General features: G+C 62.8%; 25 protein-coding genes. 21 read left to right on the top strand and 4 right to left on the bottom strand.

What is annotated here, in order from left to right; all coding sequences use genetic code 11:
* Positions 1-3 precede the first annotated feature (3 nt).
* Positions 4-2025, bottom strand: a complete 2022-nt coding sequence (gene mobH / locus C9I57_RS27055; protein WP_107153658.1) for a MobH family relaxase — start codon at positions 2023-2025, stop codon at positions 4-6.
* Between the two features lie 797 nt (positions 2026-2822).
* On the opposite strand from mobH, the gene C9I57_RS27050 reads away from it, so the two are divergent.
* From C9I57_RS27050 to C9I57_RS27015, 8 genes are read left to right on the top strand one after another with little or no spacing between them, the layout of a single operon-like run.
* Positions 2823-3353 (top strand): lytic transglycosylase domain-containing protein, encoded by a 531-nt coding sequence (locus C9I57_RS27050; protein ID WP_107153737.1) that lies wholly within the window; start codon positions 2823-2825, stop codon positions 3351-3353.
* Positions 3350-4399: a CpaF family protein gene (locus tag C9I57_RS27045; protein ID WP_107153738.1), complete on the top strand. Its 1050-nt coding sequence runs from the start codon at positions 3350-3352 to the stop codon at positions 4397-4399. The genes C9I57_RS27050 and C9I57_RS27045 overlap by 4 nt, the downstream gene beginning before the upstream one ends.
* A complete protein-coding gene (locus C9I57_RS27040; RefSeq protein ID WP_107153657.1) occupies positions 4392-4814 on the top strand; it encodes a hypothetical protein in 423 nt (140 codons plus the stop codon). Before C9I57_RS27045 ends, C9I57_RS27040 begins: the two co-directional genes overlap by 8 nt.
* Before the next feature lie 11 nt (positions 4815-4825).
* The gene (locus C9I57_RS27035) at positions 4826-5200 is read left to right on the top strand and encodes a VirB3 family type IV secretion system protein (protein WP_258187845.1); all 375 of its coding nucleotides are present in this window, start codon (positions 4826-4828) and stop codon (positions 5198-5200) included.
* Positions 5194-7872 (top strand): VirB4 family type IV secretion system protein, encoded by a 2679-nt coding sequence (locus tag C9I57_RS27030; protein WP_107153656.1) that lies wholly within the window; start codon positions 5194-5196, stop codon positions 7870-7872. The genes C9I57_RS27035 and C9I57_RS27030 overlap by 7 nt, the downstream gene beginning before the upstream one ends.
* The gene (locus C9I57_RS27025; RefSeq protein ID WP_258187844.1) at positions 7865-8668 is read left to right on the top strand and encodes a conjugal transfer protein TrbJ; all 804 of its coding nucleotides are present in this window, start codon (positions 7865-7867) and stop codon (positions 8666-8668) included. Before C9I57_RS27030 ends, C9I57_RS27025 begins: the two co-directional genes overlap by 8 nt.
* Positions 8669-8678: 10 nt before the next feature.
* A complete protein-coding gene (locus tag C9I57_RS27020; RefSeq protein ID WP_107153655.1) occupies positions 8679-8963 on the top strand; it encodes a hypothetical protein in 285 nt (94 codons plus the stop codon).
* A gap of 29 nt (positions 8964-8992) precedes the next feature.
* On the top strand, positions 8993-10021 hold the full coding sequence (locus C9I57_RS27015; protein ID WP_107153654.1) for a type IV secretion system protein: 1029 nt from the start codon (positions 8993-8995) through the stop codon (positions 10019-10021).
* 2 nt (positions 10022-10023) lie between these two features.
* On the opposite strand, the gene C9I57_RS27010 is transcribed toward C9I57_RS27015, so the two are convergent.
* Positions 10024-10287, bottom strand: a complete 264-nt coding sequence (locus tag C9I57_RS27010; protein WP_107153653.1) for a hypothetical protein — start codon at positions 10285-10287, stop codon at positions 10024-10026.
* A 117-nt stretch (positions 10288-10404) separates the two neighbouring features.
* Between C9I57_RS27010 and C9I57_RS27005 the strand changes: the two genes are divergently transcribed.
* The 5 genes from C9I57_RS27005 (at position 10405) to C9I57_RS26985 (ending at position 14830) form a co-directional block, all read left to right on the top strand.
* Positions 10405-11109: a VirB8/TrbF family protein gene (locus C9I57_RS27005; protein WP_258187851.1), complete on the top strand. Its 705-nt coding sequence runs from the start codon at positions 10405-10407 to the stop codon at positions 11107-11109.
* A 194-nt stretch (positions 11110-11303) separates the two neighbouring features.
* Entirely contained in the window at positions 11304-12131 is an 828-nt protein-coding gene (locus C9I57_RS27000) for a TrbG/VirB9 family P-type conjugative transfer protein (RefSeq protein ID WP_258187843.1), read from the top strand.
* Between the two features lie 2 nt (positions 12132-12133).
* On the top strand, positions 12134-13468 hold the full coding sequence (locus C9I57_RS26995; protein WP_107153650.1) for a TrbI/VirB10 family protein: 1335 nt from the start codon (positions 12134-12136) through the stop codon (positions 13466-13468).
* A 207-nt stretch (positions 13469-13675) separates the two neighbouring features.
* Positions 13676-14680: a hypothetical protein gene (locus C9I57_RS26990; RefSeq protein WP_107153649.1), complete on the top strand. Its 1005-nt coding sequence runs from the start codon at positions 13676-13678 to the stop codon at positions 14678-14680.
* Between the two features lie 24 nt (positions 14681-14704).
* Positions 14705-14830 carry a DUF4113 domain-containing protein gene (locus C9I57_RS26985; RefSeq protein WP_258187842.1) on the top strand — a complete coding sequence of 42 codons (126 nt, stop codon included), beginning with the start codon at positions 14705-14707 and terminating at the stop codon, positions 14828-14830.
* A gap of 58 nt (positions 14831-14888) precedes the next feature.
* On the opposite strand, the gene C9I57_RS26980 is transcribed toward C9I57_RS26985, so the two are convergent.
* Positions 14889-16256 carry an AAA family ATPase gene (locus C9I57_RS26980; RefSeq protein ID WP_107153648.1) on the bottom strand — a complete coding sequence of 456 codons (1368 nt, stop codon included), beginning with the start codon at positions 16254-16256 and terminating at the stop codon, positions 14889-14891.
* A 265-nt stretch (positions 16257-16521) separates the two neighbouring features.
* On the opposite strand from C9I57_RS26980, the gene C9I57_RS26975 reads away from it, so the two are divergent.
* The 5 genes from C9I57_RS26975 (at position 16522) to C9I57_RS26955 (ending at position 23128) form a co-directional block, all read left to right on the top strand.
* Entirely contained in the window at positions 16522-18048 is a 1527-nt protein-coding gene (locus tag C9I57_RS26975; RefSeq protein ID WP_107153647.1) for a hypothetical protein, read from the top strand.
* Positions 18049-18119: 71 nt separating this feature from the next.
* Positions 18120-18794, top strand: a complete 675-nt coding sequence (locus tag C9I57_RS26970; RefSeq protein ID WP_107153646.1) for a hypothetical protein — start codon at positions 18120-18122, stop codon at positions 18792-18794.
* Positions 18795-19213: 419 nt separating this feature from the next.
* Positions 19214-21010, top strand: coding sequence for a reverse transcriptase domain-containing protein (locus tag C9I57_RS26965; RefSeq protein ID WP_258187841.1), 1797 nt, complete (start codon positions 19214-19216; stop codon positions 21008-21010).
* A 212-nt stretch (positions 21011-21222) separates the two neighbouring features.
* The gene (locus C9I57_RS26960) at positions 21223-22248 is read left to right on the top strand and encodes a type IV toxin-antitoxin system AbiEi family antitoxin (RefSeq protein ID WP_107153644.1); all 1026 of its coding nucleotides are present in this window, start codon (positions 21223-21225) and stop codon (positions 22246-22248) included.
* A gap of 31 nt (positions 22249-22279) precedes the next feature.
* Positions 22280-23128: a nucleotidyl transferase AbiEii/AbiGii toxin family protein gene (locus tag C9I57_RS26955; RefSeq protein ID WP_107153643.1), complete on the top strand. Its 849-nt coding sequence runs from the start codon at positions 22280-22282 to the stop codon at positions 23126-23128.
* A 40-nt stretch (positions 23129-23168) separates the two neighbouring features.
* Here the strand turns inward: C9I57_RS26955 and C9I57_RS26950 are convergent, their stop codons facing one another.
* Positions 23169-23588, bottom strand: a complete 420-nt coding sequence (locus C9I57_RS26950; RefSeq protein WP_107153642.1) for an ACT domain-containing protein — start codon at positions 23586-23588, stop codon at positions 23169-23171.
* A 193-nt stretch (positions 23589-23781) separates the two neighbouring features.
* Between C9I57_RS26950 and C9I57_RS33860 the strand changes: the two genes are divergently transcribed.
* The 3 genes from C9I57_RS33860 (at position 23782) to C9I57_RS26935 (ending at position 26016) form a co-directional block, all read left to right on the top strand.
* Positions 23782-24006: a helix-turn-helix domain-containing protein gene (locus C9I57_RS33860; protein ID WP_015004504.1), complete on the top strand. Its 225-nt coding sequence runs from the start codon at positions 23782-23784 to the stop codon at positions 24004-24006.
* A 408-nt stretch (positions 24007-24414) separates the two neighbouring features.
* On the top strand, positions 24415-25092 hold the full coding sequence (locus tag C9I57_RS26940; protein ID WP_107153641.1) for a DUF3577 domain-containing protein: 678 nt from the start codon (positions 24415-24417) through the stop codon (positions 25090-25092).
* A 504-nt stretch (positions 25093-25596) separates the two neighbouring features.
* Positions 25597-26016 carry an antirestriction protein gene (locus C9I57_RS26935; RefSeq protein WP_107153640.1) on the top strand — a complete coding sequence of 140 codons (420 nt, stop codon included), beginning with the start codon at positions 25597-25599 and terminating at the stop codon, positions 26014-26016.
* The last annotated feature ends 35 nt before the right edge of the window (positions 26017-26051 follow it).

Genomic DNA, 26051 nt, shown 5'->3' with positions numbered 1-26051 from the left:
CGCTTATGCCTGCGCCGGGCCGACCACATCCTGCGTCGGCTTCTGCTTCGACTGGATCATCGCGTTCGGCGGCGGTACCGGATTGAAGAATCGCTCTGGTTCCGGCACCAGCATCACTGACAGTTGCCGCCCACCGGCACCCTTGATGTTGTAACGAATCAAATACGAGCGGCTGGCGCCGCCTGAATCGGCCGTCACCGGATAGCCCGACTTCTGGAAATCGCGCTGGACCTGTTTCCACCGTTCCGGCGTTTTACCTTCATCGGCGAGCGTCTGCTCAATCGCCTCGGGATGCGCCTGTGCGAAATCCTTGAAGACGGCTGGCGTGACGAGCAGCATGCCTTCTGGCACAAAATGTACGCGCGCCATCGACTCGTTGTATGGCAAGGCGCCCGTGGCAATCCCCTCCTGGACCCAGGCCATGAACCGCTCGGCGTTCGGCCGAGGCTGCCGGTGGCTTTGGCGCGATGTCAGCGAATTCGCCGGCACCTTCGCCTTGTGCTTCGGCCGCACGGGCGAAGTGACAAATTCCGGCACCGGATGGCCCGCGCTCGAAACGTCGAGGTCACCGTTTGTCTCGGCCTGCAATGCCGCGGCGCTTTCCGCTTCAGGCAGGAAATCGGCGGTATGGTCGTCCGAAGCCGGTACAGGTATGGCTGCCTCGGGAGCCGGCGCAGCTTCATCGCATGCCTCGCAGGTGGAATCGGGCAACGTCGGTGCGGCCAGCGACACTTCTGGCTCCGTCGCCGGCGCATCGTCCAACGATCGCTCGGCGTCAGTGCTTAAAGGGTGGTCTGGCCCGTCTGTACCAGGCGAGTCCGGTTGTTCTTCGTCGACATCCGATTGCATCTCTTCGATGCTGCTCGTTGCGGATGATGCCTCGCGTTCCGGCGCGGGTTCTTCATCCTTGGCAATCTCGACGACCCGCACCGCGCCGACCGGCAATGCGCGCGGGTACCGGCCCGGGTTCACATAGAGCCGGTCGAGCGGAAAACGCAGGACGGTAAAGGTCTGCTTCCAGGTGCCGACCACGATCTCGACGGTCCAGATCGCGCCACCCTCCGGCGTCGGAACAAGCGCCCCGTACTCCTGCCAGGTATCAAAAAGCCGGTTGTTGTCGGACGGAATACCCGCAGCGCCCGGCTGCTGCTGCTCGTTGCGCGCCAGATATGCACGCACGGCTTCAGCCAGCGTCTTCGCCACGCACCACAGGGACTCGCCGTCGCAGTAGCCTGTCGCGCCCGCGCGATTGAGCGGCACTCCGCCCTCCGCGAGTAGCCGACGCACCCCTTCCATCAGCCGCTCTATCAGCGGGACCGCACGAGCAGTTGCAAACCGTGTGCGTGGGCCCGTGAGTAGATTCTGCGCAACCGACCGCCGGTCCGCCTCGCCGACAATCTTCGCGAGCGTCCCTTCCTTCACCCCAGCGTCGCCCGACAGATATGCGGCGAGTTCGTCGAGCACCGGCGGATACTGCGCTAGCCAAGCCAGCGCAGCCGAAGGCACGAGACGCTGGAGCAACACAATGGCGAGGCGCGCGTGGGCACCGTAGTCCCGTTGCGCGGGTTCCGGGAAATCGACCCGGTACCACTGACCACCCTGCTCGTTCATGCTGCCCGCGAGCGGGACCCACGGCTGGGCGTCCGTGCCGGTGACGAGCTCGATCTTTAGGTCTGCCAAAGGCTTGCCAATGTCGTGCAACAGCGCAGCGACCAGCACGGCATAGCTGCAACGTGCGCCGTGCCGCATCTGGTCCTCGGGGCACGCGCCGAGCGGTAAGCGGTATCCCTCGCGGAAATGCAGGGCATATCGCGCCACCTCGAGCAGATGGATCAACAGGCCGCCCGGCTGCGCATGGTGGTGGGATTCCGATGCGGGCAACAACTGCACGAATTCCGTGAGTCGCCGAATCAGCGGTTCGATGTCGCGCCGCTCATTCTCAGTTGACAGGCCCACACTGCCGCCAATGCGGAGCACCGTGCCGTGCATGCCGGTTCGCGCAAGAAGCTCGCTGAATCCCAGCACTGGGAGATGCTGGGGGGAAGGCGGTGATCGCTCAAGAATCGGTGCAGCAGCGAACGACGCGGACTGCGAGTTGATCCGGGGCGGGTTTGTCGACGCCCGGGTCAGCCCCAGCCAGGTCAGCGTGGTACTCAAAGTCATATGAGCTTGCGATCGCGATTGGAGAATTGCGTTCCGAGTGAGCGACGCACACGACGCGTCACATCGTTCGCCAACGTTAGGCAGTCGACCTGACGCCCAGACCGGAATGACTGAACGGCATGTCGCGACCGCAAGCAGTCATGCCTCAGGCCGGGACATCAGCGGCCACGCGTTCAGCCGAGCCATCCTTTCTCGGCCTTCTACGCCTTACGCGGCATGGGCCGCAGCGCTTTTTGACCGTTGCGCCAAAGCCCTTTTTTGCCCTTCGCCATTTGAGCCTTTGAGCGGGTGAAGCGTCTCATCCCAAGCTTCACCCGTGGCCTTTGGATTGGGCCCTTCCCTTTGAGCCGTCCTTTGTTCCCCTTGCCTTTTCAGCCTTCTGCAAATGTCTTCGGATTGTGCTGGACGGGCAGCCTCACGTGGCGCTGGCCAATGCGCGGGCGACAAAAAACGTGCTTACCCAACTGCGCTTGGGTCAGGAATCCGGCCCAGTCACGCGTCTTCGCTGCCTACAGTGAACCCGTCGGTCCTTCCCCCTGGGCCGACGCGCGCTGTTGGCCTGCCGGAGTGCTCCCCCGCGCCCGGCAGGTCCTTTTTCTCTGATGGCTAGCGCGGCCAAATCGTGGTCACCGGATCACGCACGAACAGACGAGGTGAATGTGAAGCGTGTAGCGATAGTTCTTGCTGGTGCAGTGCTCTGCGGCTCAGTCATTACTGCCCGGGCCGACTGCATCGACGACGCCGCGCAATTTCAACACGTGAACGCGCGGCTCGTGCGTGCGATCGCCACCGTCGAATCCGGGCAGCGCGCAAACGTCATCCACCTCAACGCCGACGGCACCACCGACATTGGCCTGATGCAGATCAACAGCCGGTGGCTCGCGACGCTATCGCGCTTCGGCGTCTCACCCGCCGATCTCCGTGACCGCTGTACCAATGCCTACGTCGGCGCGTGGATCCTGTCGCAGAACATCCGCCATCTCGGTCTGAACTGGGATGCCGTCGGCGCCTATAACGCCGGCACACACGTGAAGCGCATTGCTTACGCACGCCGCGTCTATCGTGCACTCAACACGGCCTCGCCGCTGCCGTCCGCGCCGGCCACTCCGATAGCGGGGCAAGAGCCGGGGTTGATCGGGAAACTGTTTCGGCCAATCGCGTGGGGCGATACATGGGAGGCTGGGCGATGAGCCGGCTCACATACGAATACGCGATCGAGATACTGAACGACTACCTCGGCCCGCTGCAACCAATGCTGGCCGATCCGGACGTGCAGGAGATCATGGTCAACCGCGCCGATGTGATCTTCGTGGAGCGCAATGCGACAGTGAAGTATCTCACCGGCTGCGACCTGGACCCGGAGGCACTGGATCGCGCAATTACGATTCTCGCGAACGTTAATGCCAAGGAGCAGACCCCTCTGCTTGATGCCCGACTGCCAGGTCTGCGCATTGCCGCCGCCCGGCATCCTGTGGCTGTCCACGGCGACATGATGTCGATCCGCAAGCACACACGCCGCCGCATTGGACTTGCCGATTACGAGCGCGGCGGGGCGTTCAACGTCCTGCCAGGCACGACGTCTCCCGCCGCGCGCCGCCGCAATACCGCACTACTGGAGCGTCTCGCATCGGGCGGCGCCGCGCTGCGAGAGTTCTTTGAATGGGTCATGCGCGAGCGGATCAATGTTGCATTCTCCGGTGGCACCTCATCCGGCAAGACCACGATGCTCAACGCGATGATCGATGCGATGCCGCAGGAAGACCGCGTCATCACGATCGAGGACACGGCCGAGTTGCAGGTGCATGCGCCTAATTACGTCGCGTTCGAGACCAACCTTGGGATCACCATCCGCGATCTCGTACGCTTTTCGCTGCGCGTGCGCCCTGACCGCATCATCGTCGGCGAGGTCCGTGGAGCCGAAGCCTTCGACCTGATGGAAGCACTCAACACCGGACACCCGGGCTCGATCGTCTCGTTCCATGCCGACTCGTCCGACACCGCCCCGGCGCGGCTCGAGTCGCTCATCCGCATGAGCGACGAAGGGCGGCTCCTTTCGATTGACGACCTGCGCCAGAAAATCGCCTCCACGTTCCGGTTTTTCGTGCATGCAGAACGCCAGGGCGCGGTACGCGGCCCCGTCGAAATCCGCGAGGTGCTCGGTGCCAAGGACGGCCGCTATCAGACCCGGTGCCTCTTTTCCCGCTTTGCGTCCCCCGAGGAGCTGGTCCATGCATGAATCACATCGCCGGCGCCGGTGGCTCGACGCCGTGCGTCTCGTCGTCACCGCGCTTCGCAACCGCTGTATGGATCTGCGCGACGCGTGGCGAACTGTTCTCACCCGTCATCGCAATGCGCTGCGCCTGTTGTTCACGGCCATCTGGCTCGCGTTTATTCCGGCCATTGCGCACGCGGGCATCTGGAACGGCGGACTCTGCACCGTCTACCAGGACGTGCTCGACAATGAGTTGCTCGAGGTCGTGTCGCTCTCGGCGCTCGTCGGCTCGATCGTGCTATGGCTGCTCGACGATGGTCGCAGCAACATCAAGACGCATGTGCTGCGCGGCGTGCTCGGCACGCTCGCGATTCTGAACATGCCGCTGCTGTGGGCGCAGGTGTTCAACCACGGCGCTGCCTGCACGGGCACCCTCTAGCGAGGTCCGGCATGGAGACGCATCGCCCCGACGCACGTGACGCATCCGCCGGCTCTCTCGATTCGCTGGGTCCACTTGACCCGCTCGCTGCGCGCGTTCGAAAGACCATGCTCGAACAGTTCCTGCTGCTCGGCATCGACCGCAAATGGTGCATCGCGCAGGGTGCCATCGTCATCACCTTCGCCGCTGGCCTGCGCAACGGCTGGGTACTGCTCGCGGTGCTGGTCACGCATCCCGTATTGTGGCTCGCAGTGCGGCGCGATCCCGACCAGATCCGCTGTTACGCAAAATACAGCCGGCAGGGCGACTACTACGAGCCGCGCCAACTGCTGCACCAGAAGATCAATGCTCGCCCGAAAGGCTTCGCCCGGGGGATGCCGTGCTGAAGCCAAGCCTCTCGCCGTTTGACGCGGAGTCGCTCGCACAGGTCGCGCAGCGCACCGACGGCGATCGCCGTTCCACCGCAGAGATGGTGCCATGGCTCTTTCGCTTTAGCGACACGCTCATCGTCAATAAAGACTCGTCGGTAATGGCAGCCTATGAGTTCTCCGGACCGGATGCCGACGCGTTGTCGACCGGCCATGTCCTCGAACTGATCGAGAACCTGATTACGTCACTGCGTGACATCGCCCGTCGGCCCGTCACAATGTGGTGGACAATTCACCGCCGCCGCAGTGCCCGCTATCTCACCGTACCGATGCCGGACCCGGTGGCGCAACGGGTCGACGATGCCCGCCGTGAGACGTTTGAGCGCGGTGCCAACTACACGAACCGTCATTTCGTGACGTTCGCGCTGGCCCCGGATGTCGGGATCGACCGGTTCGCCGGCAAGATTACGCATGGCATGACGCATGACGGGCTGTCGATCGCACAGTCACTGATGCAGGCCGTGCGTGGCACATTCTCCGACCAATATCTGTTCGCGTATACGGCGTCAGAACTGGCCGCCGTCGTCGAAATCTTCGAGAACATCCTGTTCGGCTTCGTCGCAAGCAACCCGCGCTTGGCCTGCCGGCGCCTGAGCGGTCCGGCACTTGGCGCGTTCATGCATGCGTGCTGCTCCCCACCGGGCGATCACGTGTCGGCGGTGCCCATACCAGACATCCCGGCGCTCGACCTCGCGATGTGCGATACCGAGGTCCGACCAGGTCACGACTACCTGCACTTCTACTCGCATGGCCGCCAGCGCTTCGCGATCGCGGCGGGTGTTCCTGCCCGCCGCGACTTCTGGCCAGACACGGTATTGCCCACGAGCCTCGACGGCCTGCTGAAGGTGCCAGGGGAACTCACGGTCAGCCACTGCTTCCGTGTGACCTCGCCCACCGCCGCGATGCGTTTCATCGACAGCGTGCGCCGCTATCACGAGGGCCGCCGGCTCGACACGCGTTCACTGCTCGCCGCTACGCTACGCGGGGGCGACACGTCGGGTGCGCGCCAGAACCAGTCGCGCACCGCCGCCGCGGACGAAGCCAACCGGCGCGTGGGCAAGGTTGAGATGGCCGAAGAGACATACGGCTACTACAACCTTTCGGTCCTCTCGTACTCGCCCGTCTTCGAGACGACACCGTTCGATGATGGGACGGCCGCCGAAGCGGCCTGGACGCAGGTAGTCGCCACGCACCGCGCAGTCGAGGAAGCGCTGCGAGCCGCGCACTTTGCGCCCGTGCGCGAGACGCTTCACGCTTTCTCAGCCTTCGCGACGAGCATCCCCGGGATGTGGCGCGAATGCGCGCGCTGGTCTTTCATCGACACAGCGGCGCTTGCCCGCCTGCTGCCGCTGCGCGGTGTTTCCGACGGCCACCCGATCAACGCACACCTGACGAAGGAAACCGGCGCGCTCTGCCCTGCGCTCGCCGCATTCCCGACCGAGTTCGGCACGCCTTTCTGGTTCACCGCCTTCCTCGCCGATGTCGGGCACATGCTGGTCTGTGGCCGTACCGGATTCGGCAAGACGATCTTCATGCTGCTGTGCGCGACGTTGTTCCGGAAGTATCCGAACGCCTTTTTATACGGGTTCGACAAGGACCTGTCGATGCGCATCCCGACGCTCCTTCAGGGCGGGCGTTATCTGCAGTTCGATCATGACGCAGCCGGCAGTTCCGCGAACGAACGCGCGCAGATGAATCCGCTCGTGCTGCTCGCGGACCTGCGCCACATGGAATTCCTCGTCGAATGGATCGTGATGCTGGCGCAGCAGCGCTGCACCTACCGAGTGACTGCGGGCGACCGCCGCGAACTGGGGAAGGCGCTCGCGGCAACACGCAGCCGGAGCGACCGGCGCCTGTGGCGGCTTCGTACGGTCCACGCGTCGCTACCGGCGGGGCCGCTTGCCGACGAGTTGGCCTTGTGGGTGGGTTCCGCCGTACACGCGCATTACTTCGACAACCTCACCGATAGTTTCGACGACACGCGGTGGGTGTCGATGGCGACTGACCGGATTCTCGCGAACACTGTGATCGCGCGGCCGTTCCTGTCGTATGTGACGTATCGCATCCAGGATTCGATGGAACAGCGGCGTGCCAAGGGCGTCATCGGCCCGACGCTTGTGATGCTGCCCGAGATATGGAATCTGTTGGATGACGATACGTTCGCCGCGCAGATCGGCAACTGGATCGTCACGATGCGCAAGAAGCTCGGCTGCGTCTGGATGGACGCGCAGTCGCCCGAGCAGGTCTCGACCTCAAAGATTTGGCCGCAGATCCGCGACAACGTGCTCGTGCGCGTATTCGTGCCGGTCGAGAACTTCACGCCGTCCGCGAAAACTGCCTATCAGCGCGATTTCGGTCTTTCCGACGAACAGATCCGCACTATCCAGCGACTCGTTGCGAAACGCGACTACTTCATCACTGAACAGGGCGGTGCATCACGCCGCATCTCGGTGCCACTCGATCCCGCGTCGATCGCGATCCTCCGGTCGGAGATGAGCGCACAGCTCATGTTTGACCGGCACTTGCATTCCGGTCGTCCGGACTGGAGAGACCGATACATCGACGAAGCGATGTCACAGGCGACTATCGACACAGCCGCATTGGTCGAACTGGAGGTCCAGCATGCGTGATCTCGTGCTTCGTCGAACCGGCGTAGCCGCTGGCCTCGCCCTGAGCCTTTACACGAGCACTGTTCGCGCGGGCGGTGGGATGACGGGCGGCGCAACAGAAGTTACACAGTTGTTGAACCACGCCGAGCTCGTGTCGTCGGTCGCCCAGCAGGCGCAGATGGTCGAGCAGAACGTTCAGGCGCAGATCACGCGCCTGCAGCAGTACGTCACGATGACCCAGAACCTGAGGCAAGTTCCGGCATCGCTGATCGATCAGACCATCGCACCCTACCGCACGCAGATCGCGAACTTCCAGTCGCTGTCCACGGCTATCACGCAGCTTGAGCAGGCGGCGAGCGCCACGAACAGCCTCTTCGGCCGCAGCCTCAGCGAGATGAATGCGACGGGCATGTCGCCTGCCCAGTGGCTGTCGGCCTATACATCCCTCGCCTCCACGCGCGGCGGCATCTACCAGCAGCAACTGACGCAGGACATGCAGAACCTAGGCACGCTCGCCGAACGCGCGCAGAACCTGCAACAGATCCAGTCGCAGATTCCGAACGTCACCGGCGCCGTGCAGGGCCTGCAGATGCTGAACCAGCAGTCGAACGTGCTCGCTGGCGAGATGGTCGACCTGCATGCCCTCATGCAGCGGCAGGTCGCGCAGCAGATGCAGGACCACATCGCACAGTCGCGGGCCCAAGGTGACGCGGCGAAGCTCGCCGCCGCGCGCGCTGCGGCGCTCGGGCAGGTCAACCAGCAGGAACAGCAGACGACACAGGGCGCGCCCGACTTCGGCCTGCTGCAGGACCAGTAGCGAGTGAGCCGTGCTGTTGCGCTGGCTGATCCGCCACCTCTGTACGACACCCGCCGAGTTGCGTGTGGTGCTGCATGCAATCCGCGAATACCGGATTCGCAGCGTTATTCCCTTCGATCAGCGCGATCCGGGCTGGACTTTCGACCGGCGCATTACGCGCAGCGTCCGGCTGTCGCTCCTCGTCGGGCTGCTCGTGGTGCATGCGGAAAATCCGCAGGTTTTCGCGGCGGCCTGGATTGCATTGCCGCTGGCCGTGCTGCTGGGGCTGCTGCGCCTTGCCGGCGGTCTGCGCTAGCGGTGCCCCTTTTTCAACTGAACCAGGTCATGAACGACGTCATCTCCGTGCTCAACGCCCTCTTCGCCACGATGCAGGCGAAGGGCACGAGCCTGCAGACGCTCTTTCTCTCCGACGGCATCGACCTGCTCGCCGCGCTGGGCCTCGTCATGGCGACATGGCACGTCTTCCTGTGGCTGCTCGAAGGGGACTTCCCAGCCTTCTTCGCGAACCTCTTCCGCCATCTGATCAAATGCGCAGTCATTCTAGTGATGCTCACAGCCTGGTCCGGCACCGTGCATAGCTACTTCGTCGACAACATGCAGACCATGGCCTCGCGGGTGTCCGGTGGCGAAGGCAATCCTGGTGACCTGCTGCGAGCGCTCGTGAATGCCGCGTCGACCATCATGCAGGGCGTGCGCACCGAGGCGGCCCAGGTCTGTGAGCAGGTGCCGGACGTCACCCCTGATGGCGTCGTAATCCCGAACACGGAACATGAGGTATGCGGGGCCACGAGCGACGCGGGAGCGAATTCGGCGGGCCTGAGCTCGATCTGGACGCTCATCAAGAACCTGCCACTCGTCCTGCTCGCTTTTCTTGCCAAAGCGCTTGCGATCGTTGCGATCACGCTCATGACGATGATCTTTGTGGTCGTTGTGCAATTTGGCTCGTTTCTGCTCGATATCGCCTTCTGCCTCGGCCCCATACTCATCCCCTGGTACGTGCTGCCCCCGGGCGAATTCCTCTTCGATGGCTGGCTGCGCTTCACAATTTCCGCGGGGCTTTTCAAGGTTGTCGCCTGGCTGATGATGGCGATCGTCTACAGCGGCGTGCTGCCCGGCATCCACAATCTAGTGCAACAGAGCGCGACGCAGAGCGGCACGAACAGCGACGCGTACTACGCGACCAACTACCTCGCGATGCTGGCGCTCGCGCTCGTCTGCGGCGTCGGAGCTTTCATGATGTGGCAGGTGCCGGAGATCGCGAGAGCACTCGTTACCGGCGGCGGTGGCGGCGCTGTCAAGGGATTCGGGAAGGGTGCGATTGGTCGGCAGATCACACCGGGGATCTTCAAATGAGATCAGTGATGACGATCCTGTTGCTGCGACGCGTAATACGACGTCCACTCTTGGTCCTGCTGGTAACGCACTTCTTCATCGATTCGCCGCGCGTCCGCACGCTCCTTCGGCGTGGTCCTGATCCACGACCAGGCGATAAACACTACCGCGCCAGCGAGCATGATCGCCACGCCGAAATGCTGTGCGCCAACTTGGTACAGGACAAACGTCCCGAACAACAGGATCGGAAGCACAAAATACAGCAGGATGATCTTGAGCTTTGCCATAGCTACACCCTTGCAGCAGGTGAATTGGGTCCCAGTGTAGCACCGAGCGCACGCTGCTGCAGGAAGGGTTGAGTCATGCGCAAACACCTGTCCTTCCGCTCCCATTCCGGCACCCAAATGCCCGCGGCTGACCCTCCGTCGCCGCCGCATACCGGCGAAGCGGTCACAGCCTGGTTTGCAGCCTTCCAGCGCCCTTTCTGGGAAAAGCGGCTCGCCATCAAGATCGCCGCCGCGTTCGCGCTAATTGCTGCCGGCGAATGCGCGGCACTCATCGTGCAGAGTGCGCACAGCGGCCCGCGCCCTTACTTTGTCGAGCACGATGAGAAGAGCGGTGCGGTGTGGGTCTCGGACCGCTACGCCGAAACCTACTCGGTCACCGCAGCGAACAAGCGTTACTTCCTCGTGAAATGGGCGTCACGTGTCTTCACGATCGAGGCCGACAGCCAGGACACCCTCACGCGGCAGGTCCCCGCTGCATTCGGCTGGACCTCGGGCGCCGCCACGCAGGAACTGGAAACCTACATCACCGTTACCGATCCGGTCGCGCAGCGTGTCGTGCAGACGCCGGGCCTCACCCGCGAATTCATCGAGAACTCCACCGCGTTCGCGCCCGATGGTCATGTTGCCTATCTGATCTTCACCTTGATCGAGAGCGTGAACGGCAAACCGTCCCGCCCGAAACAGATGCTGCTCACTGTCAGCTTCCTTCTCGCACCCGAAACGCTGAAGCCCGGCGAGGAAAAGGACAACCCAATCGGACTTCGCATCACCCACTTCAGCCTCACGCCCTATCTGGGCGTCAACCCCGGAGCCACGCAATGAAGCTTGTCCTTTCAACTGCGTGTTTCTTGGCGCTGTTTGCTACGTGTTTCACCGCAGCTAGCGCGCAGGTCGCAGCGTCATCGCCCGCACCGTCCATGCCCCTGCCCGCTAGCATGGTGATGACTGTCCCGACGAAGTCCGCGAAGGATCCGGTTCGCACACCGACGCCGCGGCTCCGCGCCCGACACGCAGCTGTGTCCCGTGCACACATCAACGGGCCATATCCAGCGCCCGACGATTCGTCGCTCGTCGTCTACGACTTTGACCCGGACTACCTCTATCCCGTACTTGTGCGCAGCAACGAGGAAACGCACCTGGTGTTCGGCCCCGATGAGGAAGTCACCGGCGTCTACCTGTCCGATACGGGCAAGCGCTGGCTCGAGCATACGGCGCTCACCAAGCGCGACGTGTTCATCGAGGCACGCCTGCCTGGGCTCGATAATGCCGCGACGATCATCACGTCGCGCCGGCGCTACGAGCTGGAACTGCGCTCATCCGACAATGGGGCGGTCTATCACCGCGTCTCCTGGCACTACCTAGATATTGATGCGCAAATGACAGCGGGACGGGTCTCGCCCTTCGGCATCGAGTACCCGGGCAACGCTCCTTCGCAAACCACGGACGCACAGGCGAACGGGAAAGCACAGGCACAGTCGCCTGGCGATGCGCCCTCGGGCGGCCCGCGCATCGCACTCGACCAGGCGAACTTCGACTATAGCGTGCAGGGAGATGCGCCGTTCACGCCAGTGACCGTTTTTGACGATGGAAGGCTCACGTATCTGCAGTTTCCCCACCACGCCGAACTGCCCGCTATTCTGCTGATGGACGACAAAGGCCATGCTGAGATCGCCAGCTTCGTGCCGCTCGGCAACGACCTGTTCGAGGTGCAGCAAATCGCCCCATACGGCCTGCTGCTCAAACGCGGCAAAGAGGAAGTAAGGGTCTACAACGGTCGGAGCAAAGGCTGCGGACTGTTCGGTTGTGATTCGGCCCGCACGAAGAACATCTACGGGAAACCGTGAGCATGGCCGCCCCAGAAAAAAGCGGCATCCCGCTCACGCCAGAGCCAGCCAGGCTCACACGCATCCGCCGCAATCTCGCGAAAGCGCTGTTCATCGCGCTGTGCTCCGCACTGCTCGCGATCGTTCTCGTGCATGCACTGTCCCATCCGCACGAGACCGCGGCCGAGCGGCGCGAGCGCGAGCAGATTGAGGCGGATGCACGGCAGCCGAAGGCCACACCGGATGCGATCCGCAAGCGACTAGAAGACCAGCGGAACCTGGCCCTGGCACGCGCGGGCGATGCCGCGTCGGCAGCCAGCGCCCCGCTCGGCGGCACACCGCTCGATGGCATCCCCAAGGGCGTGCCCGGAGACGATGCCGGTCCGCTGCCCCGAAACTACCGGACCTCTGGCTCAAGCACCCCCGATCACGACGCCGATCGGCTCGCGCTGCAGCGGCAGATCGAAGCCATGCAGAGCCAGTCGCTCGTCGCTTACGAGGACACTGGCGGAAGCAACGTCAACCCGTCGGCGGAAAATGGGCTATCGCCAGACCGCATCGCGGGCAGCCCAACAAACCCTTCCGGCTTGCAGGAAGCGCCAGGCAATCTGTCGCCGGATGGTTCCTCGCAGACAACCGCGTCCGGCCTTGCGCCCACCAATGTGTCAGGCGCCACCAATCGGCGCAACGCCGACTGGGTCAGACAACAGGGTGAAACGACTGACGATGCAAAGCCGTTAGTTCCGGTCCGCATCGATTCGCCGTACATGGTGATGGGCGGCACACCAATTCCCACGGTGATCCTGCAGGGCGCGAAAAGCGACATGCCCGGCACCTTCCGCGCGATGGTCGACCGCGACATCTATGACAGCATCGACGGGAGCTGCAAGCTGATCCCGAAGGGAACCCGGATTCTTGGGAAGACGAACAACGACGTGGCAATCGGCCAGGACCTGATGCTCATGGCTGCCACCCGGATGATCTTCCGGCACGCGACTATGCGTCTCGATGGACTGACAGGCAACGATCCCGATGGAGAGGCGGGCGTCACCGCCGAGGTGAACAACCACTTCTTCAGGATCTTTGGGTCGACCTTCCTGATCGCCGGCGTCGCCGCCTGGGTCGGCCACAATCAGAGTCAACAGAGTGGCACCACGATCAACATCAACGGAGGCGCATCGACCGATCTGTCGGAAGCGGCAGCACAATCCCTTTCGCAAACAACCCAGACCATTCTCCAGCGCAACATGAACATCCAGCCGACCCTGAATCTTGAGCCTGGTCAACGCATCACGTTCATCACTCAGCGCGACATGATGCTGCCACCCAAAGTCACTGACGGGGACTGTAATCGATGAAACATTCAACCGGCGCGCTTTGCTTTATTAACCCTCGTGCCGAAATTCGCTTAGCTTTGAAAGCGCTTCGAGCAGCAAGCCGGTCAAAACTCACCGATCGGTATCTGCGGATCAAGGCAAGCCCCCTCCGGTGCGCCGTCCGGCACCTGCGCGCTGTCGCTATACTGTCCGCACAACACGCGAAGACGATGCGAAACGGGGGCGGGAATGAAGGACCAGCAACGCAAAAGCCGGGGCCTGGCGACATGCCTGACGGCGTTCGTGGCGAGCACGCTGCTCCTCGCCGGGTGCGGTGACCGCTCCGTCTCCGGGTCGTACGTGTCCCACTTCGGCAACCAGGTGGACCTACTCCAAATCACCGAAACACCCGACCACCGCTTCACCGGCACGCTCCGCCATGCCGGGCTGAAGAACGACGGCAACCTGTCGTCGGGCGGCGCCAACGTGTCGGGGTCGGTCGACGGGAACAGCATCACCCTCACCGTCTTGGAAACGCCCCTGCCCATCGGGCGGAACTTCAGCGGGACCGTGACCGGAAGTGGGATCGACCTCACGGTGGGCAACGGTGCCCAGACCGGTGTCGAGCACTTTGCCAAGGGCCAACCCTCCGATTTCGACACGGTGGTCGCCCAGCTAAGCCACGCTGCCCAGCCGATCATCGCCGCGCGCCAGCGGGGCCAGCGGGTTGAGCAGCTCGACCACCAGGTGAACGCCCTGACCGACAGCCTGAACCGCTTCGTCGCCAGCGCGCACCAGCACCTCGAACGCCTGCCCCAGGCCCAAGCCTATTACGAGCACGCCGTGACGGTCGAGCAGGCGAAGCTCGATCGCGCGCAGCGCCTCGAAGCCACCGGCAACGGTGTGGCGCAGGGCCAGGCCGGGGTCATCGTCGGGCAGATGGACGTCTACAAGTCCCAAATCTCAATCGCGGACGATTCGCTCGACCGGGCCAAGAACGACGAAGCGACGGCGGAGAACGCCCTCAACGCCCGCATCGCCCAGTGGCGTGGCGCCTGCCTGGACGGGAACCCCGTGAAGGTCGGCGATGTGATTCCGGATATGGGGCCGTGCAAGGGCCTGGCGCGTGCCGTCGCTGCGTACAACGCGGTGCTGCCTCCGCTGCACAACGCGTTCGCCGCAGCCGTTCAGGCCAAGGCCCATGGCCACGCGCAACTCGCCGCCATCTGGCAAACCGCGGACAACCTGCAATGAGCCACACTCTGACGTGAGCGCCTGTTGGCCGCGCTGGACGCCGTGAACAACCGCTTCGAACGCGGGCCCCTGCGGGTCGGCAACGTCGAGGGCCGCCAGGCGTGGCACATGAGCCAAAACGCGAAGGCGCCGAGCTATACCACCGCGTAGGAGGGATTGCCCACCGCGCGGTGACAATCATCGTCAAGATCGGCGTGTGCTGTGGCGGTCACCGGTTGGAGTCGTCCCATTCGGCGACCTCCTTCCCCGTGCGCACACCACGCGGGATGCTCGGACCGCGATAGCCGCTGCGCGCGTTGCCAACGTGCATCGCCTGCCTGGGAGCAGGTCGCTCACCGCTCAGCGCGATGCCGTTCGCTTCTGCCTGCATACGCACGTATCCGCGCAGCATCTTCTCGGTATAGGTGTAGAGGCCTTGGCGCCGTTCGGGCTGGGTCAACACGGCTCCGTACGCCGCCCCCTTCAGCTTCCGAAGTTGTGAGGCAAAACGGCTGCGCTCCAGCGCTTGACGACCATCGCCGCGCTTCTCGATTACGACCTGGTATGACTGGAAGATCCCGTCCAGCGATCGGATCAGGTCCTCGTGGTCGGCCGTCGCCCATACAAGGTCCTCCATCTCCGGGTGATGAACAACCGCCTTTTCATAGGGGCGCTTTAGCTCTCCGGCGGTCGAGAGAATCGCCTCCCCGAGCCCATGGAGAAAGAGGTCTGAGTCGATCTGCGAGACCTCATTGTCGGACGCAAAGGCGCCCCACAAGATCTTTTCGGTGATGAGGTGGATGTAGTACGGGAACCCGTCGCTGACCATGGCGATACGCCAGTTGACATCGTTGTCGAGGTCAATCTCGAACGCGTCGGCCGCAGCCTGAACGATCTCGCGGCGAGCGTCCCAACCCAGGCGCGGCAACTCGACCTGCTCCAACTGGCGGTAGGAGGACTGATGCGCGCCGAGCAGCTCGTCAAGGGACTTTCCGATCCCTGTGAAAATGAACTTGATGTTGACGGACCGATCGCCCATCTGTTTGAGCAGCGCGGCAAACTTGTTGCGCTCACCGGCATCCAGGATTGTGTCGAACTCGTCGATCACGACCGCCGTGTTTCCTTCGCGCTTCTCGGCGACCTCTTCCAGCAGTGCGACCGCATCGCCGATGGATCGGATCCGGTCGCCAATGTCCACCGCACTGGTCTCCGTGCCGGCGGACATCTTCACCCGGGCCAGGTCGACTGACGCCGAGCGGGTCGTTTTGACGCTCTCCGTTCGAGGTTGCCGAAGGGCCTGGGTCACGATGTTGGCGATAACGGTGCTGAACGTGTCGTCGGGCGATCCCGACACGAACACGGGCGCGGCGCTGGCGCTCTGGTATTGAACCGCGGCCGTCTGCCCGAGCGAACTCTTGCCAACGCCTCGGTCCCCGTAGATGAAGACATGCCGACCGGGGGCATACAGGCTCTGCTTGATCGTTTCAAGCTCCTTGTCGCGCCCCTTCAGGTACTCGATGCTGTGTATCGGTCGCGACGCCGACAACACGGCGCCCAGCTTCGTTCCAAACTCCTCTTCGGTGTAGCCTCGGATCACCGCGCCTCCGTTTCTCGACCAGGCAGCCCCCGCCCATCGGTTGCGCCTATGGCGTCCGATTATGGCACTTCGCCAAAACGCCATCCAACGGACCAACAGGGTCGACGTTCCTGTTATAGTGTGCCAAGGCTGTCGTCGCCTGCCGCACGCGCCCCTCGGGGCATGACGAAGACGATGTGTCACCGCACCTACCCCATTCCATAGTCCTTGTTTTCGATGGGCGGTCCGCAAAGCGTGCACCGGATTTGCCGCCCAGGAGAAAGCAATGGATACGCAGCAGTTGAAGCTGCTGGCCGGGCTCGTCCGCGGCCTTTTGCAGCCCACGCACCCTTCCCTTGGTCATGGCCAGGCGCTCGATCTGATCGCAGCGCTGCCCGGGCTCCGTAACTGGCCCGAGGTGATGGCGTTCCCCGAACGCGTCGCCGCCGTCGAACTGGACACCACCTCGACCGGCCGCCTGGCGTTCCGCCTGAAGAAGCGTTACGCGGTCGACATGTCGCCGCAGGAGTTGCTCGTCGCCCTCTCGCCGCCCGGTGCGGTTGTCGGCCGCGGGGCCCCGCAGATCTGGCCGTCAGGTCCCGTTCCCGGCGTCTACCTCGCGACCTCCCAGAAGGCGATCGACGCCCTGCTGGACGTGTACGAGGACGCCACCGACGGCGCGCTGCTCTACGCCGAACGCGCCGGCAATGGTTGTCCCAGCGCCATCGACCTGGGCGAATACGGCCTCTGGTCGTCGGGCCTGGATCGTGTACCAAGCGGCACATTGCTGGTGGTCGGCCCTCTCGAACTCGACCAACAATCCTGGGACGGTACCGCGAGCCGTCTTGAAACGGCTTGCCGGTACGCACTGGACTCGGGGCACCGTGTCGCGGTGCTGCTCGATACGCCAACGCCCGAAATGCTCCGCGAGGACGTCCGGCTCATGGTCGCGTCCAGGGACGGGTATGTGGACGAAGAAACGGCGCTGATCGGCGTCGTCACTGACAAGGGCGAGTTGCAAGCGCGCACGCCGTTTTCGGGGGGGTGGCCGACGATTGAACCGGTCACGGGGACGGGAAGCGCCGACGCTTTGCCGACGCCGCTCGTGGGTCCTCTGCGTGATGCACTCGCTGAGCGTACAAACGGTTTGCTGCTGTTCGGGTCCGCCGTCATCGGCGAACATTCCGCGATGGACCTCGTGGCGGCCTCGTTGGCGCTGACCGAGCACGCCGGTCCGGCCGCCCGCATTATGGCGCGCCACCGCTCGACGCCATCGAAGGACTGGGACGTGCCGGAAGCGATCCGGCAACTGCCCTTCTTGCCGTCGATCGAGAGCGCCTACGCTCAGGGGTATCGCCGCCTGATCTACCACCCCAGCTACACCGAGCCCGAACTGTTGTTGAAGTACAGCACGGACGCGCTGCTGATTTGCGGCACGTTTGGCTCCGATGTCATGAACGTGTTCATGAGCACGATGCGCGCGGGCGGTGGGACGGACAAGGAGGCGGATCTGCTGGCTCGTATCGTCGCCATTGCGACCACCGTGCCCCTCCCGTCCAACGATGGGATCAAAGTGGTCGCCGATCTCTACGTGGCAACGCACGCGCCGATCGACAGCGTGGTGACGTTCGAGGAAGTCGAACAGTTCCTGAACGACAACCTCCTGGTACGTTGGAAGGATGGGCTGGCCAGTCTCCTCGACGCGAGCATCGTCGTGCCCGCCGAGGCGAAGAAGGCTTTCCCACGAAGCCAGGATATCAAGGCCTTCGTTGACGAGTACGTCAAGAAAAAGAAGGCTCGCGCAACTGCGTAAGTGCAGGCACGCCCGGTGCCGCGCATGGCGCCGGGCGTAACGTTTCGAACACACCAAATCGGGGGATCGCCATGGACGTGGCCTGGTTTCTTAACCGCCGCCTGGATTTCATCCGGCAGCTTTACGCCCGGTCGTCGGCGCCGTTCGTCGATCGTCGGACCAAGATCGAGAACGAGGAAGAGCCTTTTGTGCCGCCGTACTCGGAGGATCCGGAACCCGCATTCATGCTCGAATGGCAGGAGGCCAGCGATTCGATCGACGTCCTGGGCCATGCGTGCCTGTGCATGCTCGCGTCGGCGTTGCAGGCTTATCTGCAAACGCGCGTCAGGCTCCACTGCGAGGAGCTGAGCGCCGAGGACCGCAAGCGCGTGTTCCGGAAAGGCTGGGTGCGGGGCTACGACCTGATCTTCACCGAAGCGTTCAAGATCCCGTTCGCCGGCGGCCCGGTGCCCATCGCCGTCCTGGAAGACATCGTGCTGACCCGCAACAGCATCCAGCACGACCTTGAGATCACGACCAACCGGCCCAAGCACGCCGATCGGAAACCGGGCGCCGCGCGCTCGGTGTTCCTGGACGCCCGCGAGGTGGAGCTGCTCGATCGCATGGACCCGGACGCGCAGACCTGGTTGGCGCCGCCCACCGTGCAAGTCAGCCAGGCCTCCCTTGAAGCCACGATCAACACCGTGGAGCGCTTCGTCGCTTGGCTCGACGCGGCCATCGAAGAGAAGCTGTACGGCCAGCGCTGAGGACAGAGCCGAAATACCCGCGCCGATCGCTTGGGCACCGTCCGTACCGGCGCCTTCTGCTCGTTGGCCAGTCCCCACTCCTTGGCCTTCGGCTTGACCTCGCAGGGCGACGGTATCTCCGGCGCTTGTCAACTCAGAAAACGTTGGATCACTGTCCACCCGCATGATCCGCCCCACGCAGTCGGTGGCGCATTGCAGTGAACTGAAACAACGGCTTACAATCAACAGCCGCCCCTGAACGGAGCTTAACCAGGTCCGCGTTTAACGCAGACTTTCCACGAGGTATCCCCGAGCGTACCGTACATGATCGCTCGTCCGATTTGCCGCGACGTTTACAGGAGAAAGACGGATAAGGGGGCGGCGCTCACCAACGGGGAAACATGGTCGCAATTCCGAGTGCCGACGAACTCGCAGAAGCCATGCTGCGCAACCACGTGACATGGTTCTCCCGCAACGCGCTGGGCGTCGATTACGAAAAACTGAAGCGGATGATTTACCCGCGGCCACCGTATAAGCACTTCACGATCATGAAGCGCAACGGCAGCCCTCGGGTCATCTCGGAACCGCGTAAGCGCCTGAAAATCATCCAGGAGCGTGTCCTGGCCTTCCTCGAACCCCGCTCTGGTCCGTTGAAGCCCGCCGTCCACGGATTCGTTCCGAAGCGAAGCATCCTCACCAACGCGCGGGTGCACTGTTCGCCAAAGAACCACCATATCCTGAATCTCGATCTGCAGGATTTCTTCCCGAGCATCACGTTCTATCGGGTACGTGGTGTATTGCGCAAGCATCCGTTCAACCTATCCCATCACGTCGCAACGGTCATCGCGCACATCTGCACACTGGATGGCACGCTGCCGCAAGGCGCACCAACATCACCGTTCCTTTCCAATCTTGTGTGCCGGTCGATGGATCGCGATCTGACCGATCTCGCCCGTCGCAATCTCGCACGTTACACGCGCTACGCCGACGATCTGACGTTCTCATTCCCGTTGAAAAAAACGTCGAACCTGCCGGCCGCCGTGTGTGTCGTGGACGAAGACGGCGGAATCACGCTTGGGGCCGAACTGCACGACCTTATCACCAACAAGCACCATTTCGCGATCAATGCTGCCAAAACACGGTTAAGCGATCGCGGACGTCGTATGGAAGTCACGGGGCTCACGATCAACAAGTTTCCCAACGTGCCTCGGATTTTCGTCGACCGTATCCGCGGCGCGTTGAACGCCTGGGAGCGCAATGGGTACGACGCGGCCGAAAAGGGATGGCAAGAGCGCATCGTCAAAGCATCAACCGGCCCGTACGAGAAAAAGCCCTGGAAGCGCCAAACGCGCAGTGGCGGCGCACCAAAGCTCAAAAACGTCCTATGGGGCAAGCTGTTGTACTTGAAGATGGTTAGAGGGGACGACGATCTTATCTACACCAGATTGGCAGAGCGCTACAACGCGGCCGTTCTCAAGGAGATGGCCGCGGGTCCGTTTTCAGCGCGAGAACTGCCGGTACAGCCGGTTGTCCGCGACTACAAGACGGCGCGTGAGGCCGTGTTCGTCGTTGAGTGGCTGGCGGACTATCATAGTTCGCCGGGTCATCATGAGTGCCCGATCGAAGCGCAAGGGACCGCCTTTGCGTATCGAGAACTCAACTTGCTCGTCACGTGCGACCACGTGCTCGTGGGAAAGGCCGAGTTTGCAGGCATGGAAGTCCCCGCGGATTTCGACGCGCCCGAGGTCGTGAATAAAATGCTGACGGTCGTGCGCCCCGAAACCCATGAATCGTGGGCCGCTCGTGTCGTCTATCGCAACAAGCAGTTCGATTTTGCGATTCTTCAGTTCGACGAGCCGCCACCTCATCATCGGTTTTTCTCGGCCATGGACGCGCCCATTGCGCCTCATGCAGACGGTGTTCTCATCGGCTTTCCCGCCTACCAGAACTGGAACTTGCCGGACATCAACCCGCAGAAAGTGCTCAACCGTACCTTGCCGAACGCCGGCATGGTCAGTTTCACCATCGCAAACGCAGGCAGCATTCGCCCTGGCAACAGCGGCGGACCGTTCACGGACGACCGATTGCGCGTCGCCGGAATGGCCCAGCGTGGCGCCTACATGGGTGTCGGACACGATGAATGCCTGTGCTTCGAGGTGATGGACAAGTTCATCGGCGAATGGATGGCCAAAAGCGCCGCAGCTGCACCGCCCGCGTTCCCTAGGCTAGTCGCATAGCATAGAACGCCATCGCGCTTGCGAAGGCAAGCACGCACTGTCAATGATTTTGGTTGACGACAATTCCAGCAGAAAGAGTCTTTGTCCAAAAACTTCTCCTGTCCACGTAACGTGGACATGCCTCCTTTTCGGACAAATCCACCCTCATCCAAAATGCCGCGCTGTCCACGTCACGTGTACAATAAATAAAATTGGACAACCGCGACCTTGCCATGCATCCGACCGACCACGATCTGCCTCCTCTGCTGGAAGCTGCCGCCACCGCGTTCGGCGATGCGACCGGCGTTCCTGTCCATCTGCGCAAGGCGCCACCTCGATCCGGCGCGGACGCAGTACTGGAGTTCCATGTCGGCACCCGCCGCTACAAACGCCTCGCGCATATCAAGCGGACGATCGACCGCTACGGCACCTTGTCCGCGGTCCGCGCGCAGGCCGCGCCGGGCGACGGTGACCGCCTCCTGCTCGTGACATCTTACCTGTCCCCTAATATGATCAATGCGTGCCGCGACATGCAGGTTGATGCGCTCGACCTCGCCGGCAACGCCAGTCTTCTTCTAGGCGATAGCGTCATTCTCGTGTCGGGACGCCCACGCCCGGACAGCGACCTGCCGGCACGTAGCCGGACCTGGACCAAATCGACACTGCGGGTCGCACTTGCCCTGCTCGCGGTCCCCTCACTGCTGGAAAAGACCTACCGGGATATCGCACAGGTTGCCGGCGTCAGCCACGGAACGGTCCAGAACGCCATTCACGGCATGCTGGATCGGCGCGACCTCATCGAGCAGCCCGGCGGGCGCGGCATGCAGTTCGCCGACGCAGGCCGGCTGATCGATGAATGGACCACGTTGTACCCAACACTGTTGCGTGGATCGCTTCAGCTCGGCCGCTTCCGCACCGACATCCCCGACTGGTGGAGAAGCGTTCCCGAGCTTCCCGACCGTTGTCAGTTTGGTGGGGAGCCGGCAGCAGCCATCCTTACGCAATACCTTAAACCAGCCACATTCACCGTATACTGTGCCAGCGAGGTGCCGAGGGAGTGGATCGCGAAGGCTCGCCTGCGGCCTGATCGCGAAGGCAACATTGAATTCCTGAGGTCCCCGATCCAGCTTCAACCTGCGGCTGGACTTCCGCAAAACATCGCGCCGCCCATGCTCGTCTACGCTGATCTCGTGGCGAGTGGCGACTCGCGTAATCTCGAAACGGCCCGGTTAGTGCGTGAACAATATCTCCCCGCTTGAGCCTCGCCCCCATCGCCCTTTCCCCCCCGAAATGGTGGCCCTTCTGCGTGAAGTGGCCGCCGCCGCTTCCGAAAAGGGCATCCAGTGGTTTGTCGGTGGGGCGAGTGCACGTGACATCGTGCTAACGCACGTTCACGATATCGAACCGACACGGGCTACCGCAGACGTTGACATCGGCATTTCCATCGAAAGCTGGGCCGGCCATGAAACACTGCGAACGGCGCTGCTCACGTCCGGCCATTTCGAGCAGCGAGGTAGTGCAACCCACCGGCTGCAATACCAGTCCCCCGAGACTGGCGCCAGAACCTGGCTCGACATCGTACCGTTCGGTGGCATCGCGCACGATGGCGACGAAATCGCCTGGCCACCCGATCAGGCTGTCCGCATGAACGTCGCCGGCTTCGAACAGGCGCTGCAGGTCGCTGTGCCGGTACGCATGGATGCCGATCTCGTGGTGCCTGTCGCCTCCCTTCCCGCGCAGGCAATGCTCAAGATCATCGCCTGGAAAGATCGCCACGCGGTCGATCGCAAGGACGCGACCGATCTGATTTTCCTGCTGGCATGGTATGGCGAGGCAGGAAATCTCGATAGGTTGTACGCCGATGACGCCTTCGCCCTGGTCGAACAGCACGAGCACGATCCCGATATCGGCGGTGCGGCCCTCCTCGGCCGCGACGTGGCAGGTATCGTCACGCCGGACGTGCGCGATCAGATCCTCGCGGTCATTGCGCCGGACGATCCGTCGCCCCTGATACTGACGCACATGATGGCAAGCCGCACACGGATTTTCGGCGGCGATACGGCTGAACGGATCAGTCAGCTCTTTGACGCGTTTCGCCAGGAATTTGTCGCGGCGGTTCAGCGAGGAAGCGCGGCCTAACCGCCCGGGCAGCAAGCATTCCCGACGGGTGTCCGGCTGACTAACCCGGCACGCCCTGGCCTGCCCGCGCCTGGAGGTCCGTCAACTGAGCAAGCGCATCCCGAGCGCGCTCCACGGGCACAAAAATGTGATCGTGAAATGCGGCGGCAACGACGTTGCAACTAATGCGGGCTCTCGTCAGTGCGTCAGCCACGGCAGCCGTGAGCCCCACAGCCTCCAGGTCGGAATGGACGTTCAGCGTGATCCAGGCTGCCCGGAAAAGAACAGGTAACCCTTCGCGCAGCGCCGTCGGTTCATCGATGATGACGGTCAGCCCCTCGCGCTCACGAAACGTCGCCAGGGGAGCGAGTTGCGACACATCCCTGTCTGCCTGCACGGACGAAAAAACATAGGCGCCTTCATTCAGCTCTGGCTGCATTGATGCCAGCAGCTGTGCGAGATCCGAGACGGGTTGGCTCACTGCGCTCCCTGTATGAGAAGTGGGTCAATCGAGCGGGTACACCGGCGGCGGCATCGCGAGCCCTGCCCACGTCGAATATCAAAACCGGTGCCGCCAACTTGCAGAATTGTCACTCATAGTGCGTGTCATGATAGAGCGTGGCCTCAAACAGGTCAAATACGTACGCTTCGATATCTTTCCGATCGAGATGTCGATGCAGTACGACCCCCTTGCCCTGTTTGGGAAACGCCTGGTCGAGCTTCGCAAGGCGCGCGGCTGGTCACAGGAGCGCCTTGCGCTCGAAAGTGGCCTCGCCCGGTCGTACGTGGGTGGCATCGAACGGGGCCAACGCAACATTGCCCTCTATAACATCTGCGTGTTGGCCGCCACACTCGGCGTTTCTCCTGCTTCCATGCTCGATTTTGATGAGCTCAAGTGACATTGCGTGATTGGCCTGCTTTGCAATCCCACCCACTTTCCGCAACCAGAGCGCCCGGCATACTCCGTCGACCTGCCAAGTTTTCGCTTGTGAGACATCGTGACGCATCGGGAGATCAAGTTCAATCCTGTCAAATTCTTTTGAACAGCGAACAAAAATGATTGGGCAAACCGCCTTGATTTTTCGGCATCGCCGACTATGATTCGCGATTGAAGTCGCCCGCTGGAGCCCATCCAGCACCCTTCGCAGTACCGTCGCTCGTCCGACACCTTTCGCGGTTCGCTTCGTCCCTCTGTCTGGATCACCGCAGGTCTTTTGACCAGAAGCTTTCTTTTTTGCCCGCCTGGGGAATTGTCATTCCCCGACACGGGCACTGGCGATTCCCCTTTTTCGTTCTGGAGAATCGTCATGAATCAGCCTGTCGAACCCCGCAAGTATTTCGATCTTCATCTGCGAGGCCTCGGATATCTGTCGCGCGTGCGCGACGTGACCAGCCGGGGAAATGGTCGCAGCAAGGCCAAACCCTTTCTCGCATGCTCCATCTCCGCGTTTCATGGCGATCCGAACGTCGAGAACGGCGTCGTTTATCTTCCGCTCGACTTGATCGTCTCAGGCGAGAAGGCGAAGGAAGCCGTCCGTGCCGTGATGGACGACGCGAACGATCCGGATGTAAAGGTCCTCGTCTCCTTCCGCGCGGGTGACCACTACATCCGCACCTTCGAGCGTACCGGCAATCGCGCGGGCGAAACCGGCGCTGTCCTCAAGGGTCGTCTGCTCAAGCTCTTCTGGATCAAGGTCGGCGGCCAGGAAGTCTACCGTGACGAAGGCGATGACGACGCTGAAGCAGGGGCCGACACTTCCGCGGAGACCGTCAACGGGCACGAACCGTCGACAGGCGATCGTGACCAACGCAATACGCCTTCTACGGAGGAACCGGCCAACGGCCGCGACATAGGAGCCCCGAGCAACGATGCCGCATCGGCTGACCGCACGGCCGACCGCACCGCAACGCGTAGCAACCGTTATCCGCCGCTGCGCCGCCATGCGAACGGAAGCACCCGTCGCCCGTCCGCCAACGCCGAATGACCGGCGCCCCTCGGTCCCCGCCTCGTGCGGGGGCTTCTCTCCCGCACTACCGGACCGCCGGTTTTCCAGGGCGACGCTCTTCGAGCACGCCCCGGAAAGCCGGTACCGTCCCGCAGATCGTCGACCGGGTACGCGGTGGCCCCACTACGCCGTGCCGTTTGCGCCGGACCGATCGTCCCGGCCCAGACACGCGCCTGGCAGAGGTAACTGTCAGGCGTTATGCCTCATTCGCCCTCACTGCCAGTCAGCGCCGATGACGACGAATGAGGCATAACGTGTTCACTGCCGGCCTGCCAGTTGCAGGTCCGTCTGTCGCCGCGTCAGGCGACACCTTCACAGCCCGCTTCCGGTGCCATCGTCTGCACGGCTGTACCGGCGTCGCCATGATGCCGGGTCTGGAATAGCTCGCTTCCCCGCTCTCAAGTCGTTCCTTTGTTCAACCCTCGCGGGGAATGCGCTTCCCCGGCCGGGCAGCCATCCTCCGCTCCTCTTTCGGAGGATGTTATGAATGAGACCACTGAAACGCACCGCATCGTGGCCACCCTTGTGCCCGAGGATCGTCGGTTGGAAATTCTGCCGCGCTACTTTGGCAAGCACATGATCCGTGCCGAAGTCGCGGTCTACACCGCAATGTCGTCGTTGTGCGCGACATACCGCGGCGGTTTTTGGGACTACGTCGAGCTCTCCAACGACGCCTTCTACATGGCGCCTCGTCTCGAAGGCCCGCTCGCCATTACCTGTGATGGCAACGGATACGATGGCGAAATGAGCAGCGACGCCGCCGGCATCGTGGCCACGCTCTTCGCCCTGAACGCGATGGCGTGGACAACAGAAGACGCCAAGTTCACAGACCTCTATCACAGGCTGCTCGGCTTCGTACCGTCTCACCCTGAGGCGCGCGAGATCTTTGCGGCAATCGATTGATGGGCTGATGGACTGACACCCAGTCCACCCCTCAT

Origin of the sequence: Trinickia symbiotica, assembly GCF_003028655.1 — a bacterium.
GTDB classification, from domain to species: domain Bacteria; phylum Pseudomonadota; class Gammaproteobacteria; order Burkholderiales; family Burkholderiaceae; genus Trinickia; species Trinickia symbiotica_A.
The sequence above is the reverse complement of the archived record's forward strand: the minus strand, read 5'-3'. Positions and strand labels throughout refer to the sequence as shown.

Excerpts from the sequence above, each read along its gene's own strand:
- C9I57_RS27045 (WP_107153738.1), top strand. The coding sequence starts at position 3,350 with ATGAGCCGGCTCACATACGAATACGCGATCGAGATACTGAACGACTAC.
- C9I57_RS27040 (WP_107153657.1), top strand. The coding sequence starts at position 4,392 with ATGCATGAATCACATCGCCGGCGCCGGTGGCTCGACGCCGTGCGTCTC.
- C9I57_RS27035 (WP_258187845.1), top strand. The coding sequence starts at position 4,826 with ATGGAGACGCATCGCCCCGACGCACGTGACGCATCCGCCGGCTCTCTC.
- C9I57_RS27025 (WP_258187844.1), top strand. The coding sequence starts at position 7,865 with ATGCGTGATCTCGTGCTTCGTCGAACCGGCGTAGCCGCTGGCCTCGCC.
- C9I57_RS27015 (WP_107153654.1), top strand. The coding sequence starts at position 8,993 with ATGAACGACGTCATCTCCGTGCTCAACGCCCTCTTCGCCACGATGCAG.
- C9I57_RS27010 (WP_107153653.1), bottom strand. The coding sequence starts at position 10,287 with ATGGCAAAGCTCAAGATCATCCTGCTGTATTTTGTGCTTCCGATCCTG.
- C9I57_RS27005 (WP_258187851.1), top strand. The coding sequence starts at position 10,405 with ATGCCCGCGGCTGACCCTCCGTCGCCGCCGCATACCGGCGAAGCGGTC.
- C9I57_RS26995 (WP_107153650.1), top strand. The coding sequence starts at position 12,134 with ATGGCCGCCCCAGAAAAAAGCGGCATCCCGCTCACGCCAGAGCCAGCC.
- C9I57_RS26990 (WP_107153649.1), top strand. The coding sequence starts at position 13,676 with ATGAAGGACCAGCAACGCAAAAGCCGGGGCCTGGCGACATGCCTGACG.
- C9I57_RS26975 (WP_107153647.1), top strand. The coding sequence starts at position 16,522 with ATGGATACGCAGCAGTTGAAGCTGCTGGCCGGGCTCGTCCGCGGCCTT.
- C9I57_RS26970 (WP_107153646.1), top strand. The coding sequence starts at position 18,120 with ATGGACGTGGCCTGGTTTCTTAACCGCCGCCTGGATTTCATCCGGCAG.
- C9I57_RS26965 (WP_258187841.1), top strand. The coding sequence starts at position 19,214 with ATGCTGCGCAACCACGTGACATGGTTCTCCCGCAACGCGCTGGGCGTC.
- C9I57_RS26960 (WP_107153644.1), top strand. The coding sequence starts at position 21,223 with ATGCATCCGACCGACCACGATCTGCCTCCTCTGCTGGAAGCTGCCGCC.
- C9I57_RS26955 (WP_107153643.1), top strand. The coding sequence starts at position 22,280 with ATGGTGGCCCTTCTGCGTGAAGTGGCCGCCGCCGCTTCCGAAAAGGGC.
- C9I57_RS33860 (WP_015004504.1), top strand. The coding sequence starts at position 23,782 with ATGCAGTACGACCCCCTTGCCCTGTTTGGGAAACGCCTGGTCGAGCTT.
- C9I57_RS26940 (WP_107153641.1), top strand. The coding sequence starts at position 24,415 with ATGAATCAGCCTGTCGAACCCCGCAAGTATTTCGATCTTCATCTGCGA.
- C9I57_RS26935 (WP_107153640.1), top strand. The coding sequence starts at position 25,597 with ATGAATGAGACCACTGAAACGCACCGCATCGTGGCCACCCTTGTGCCC.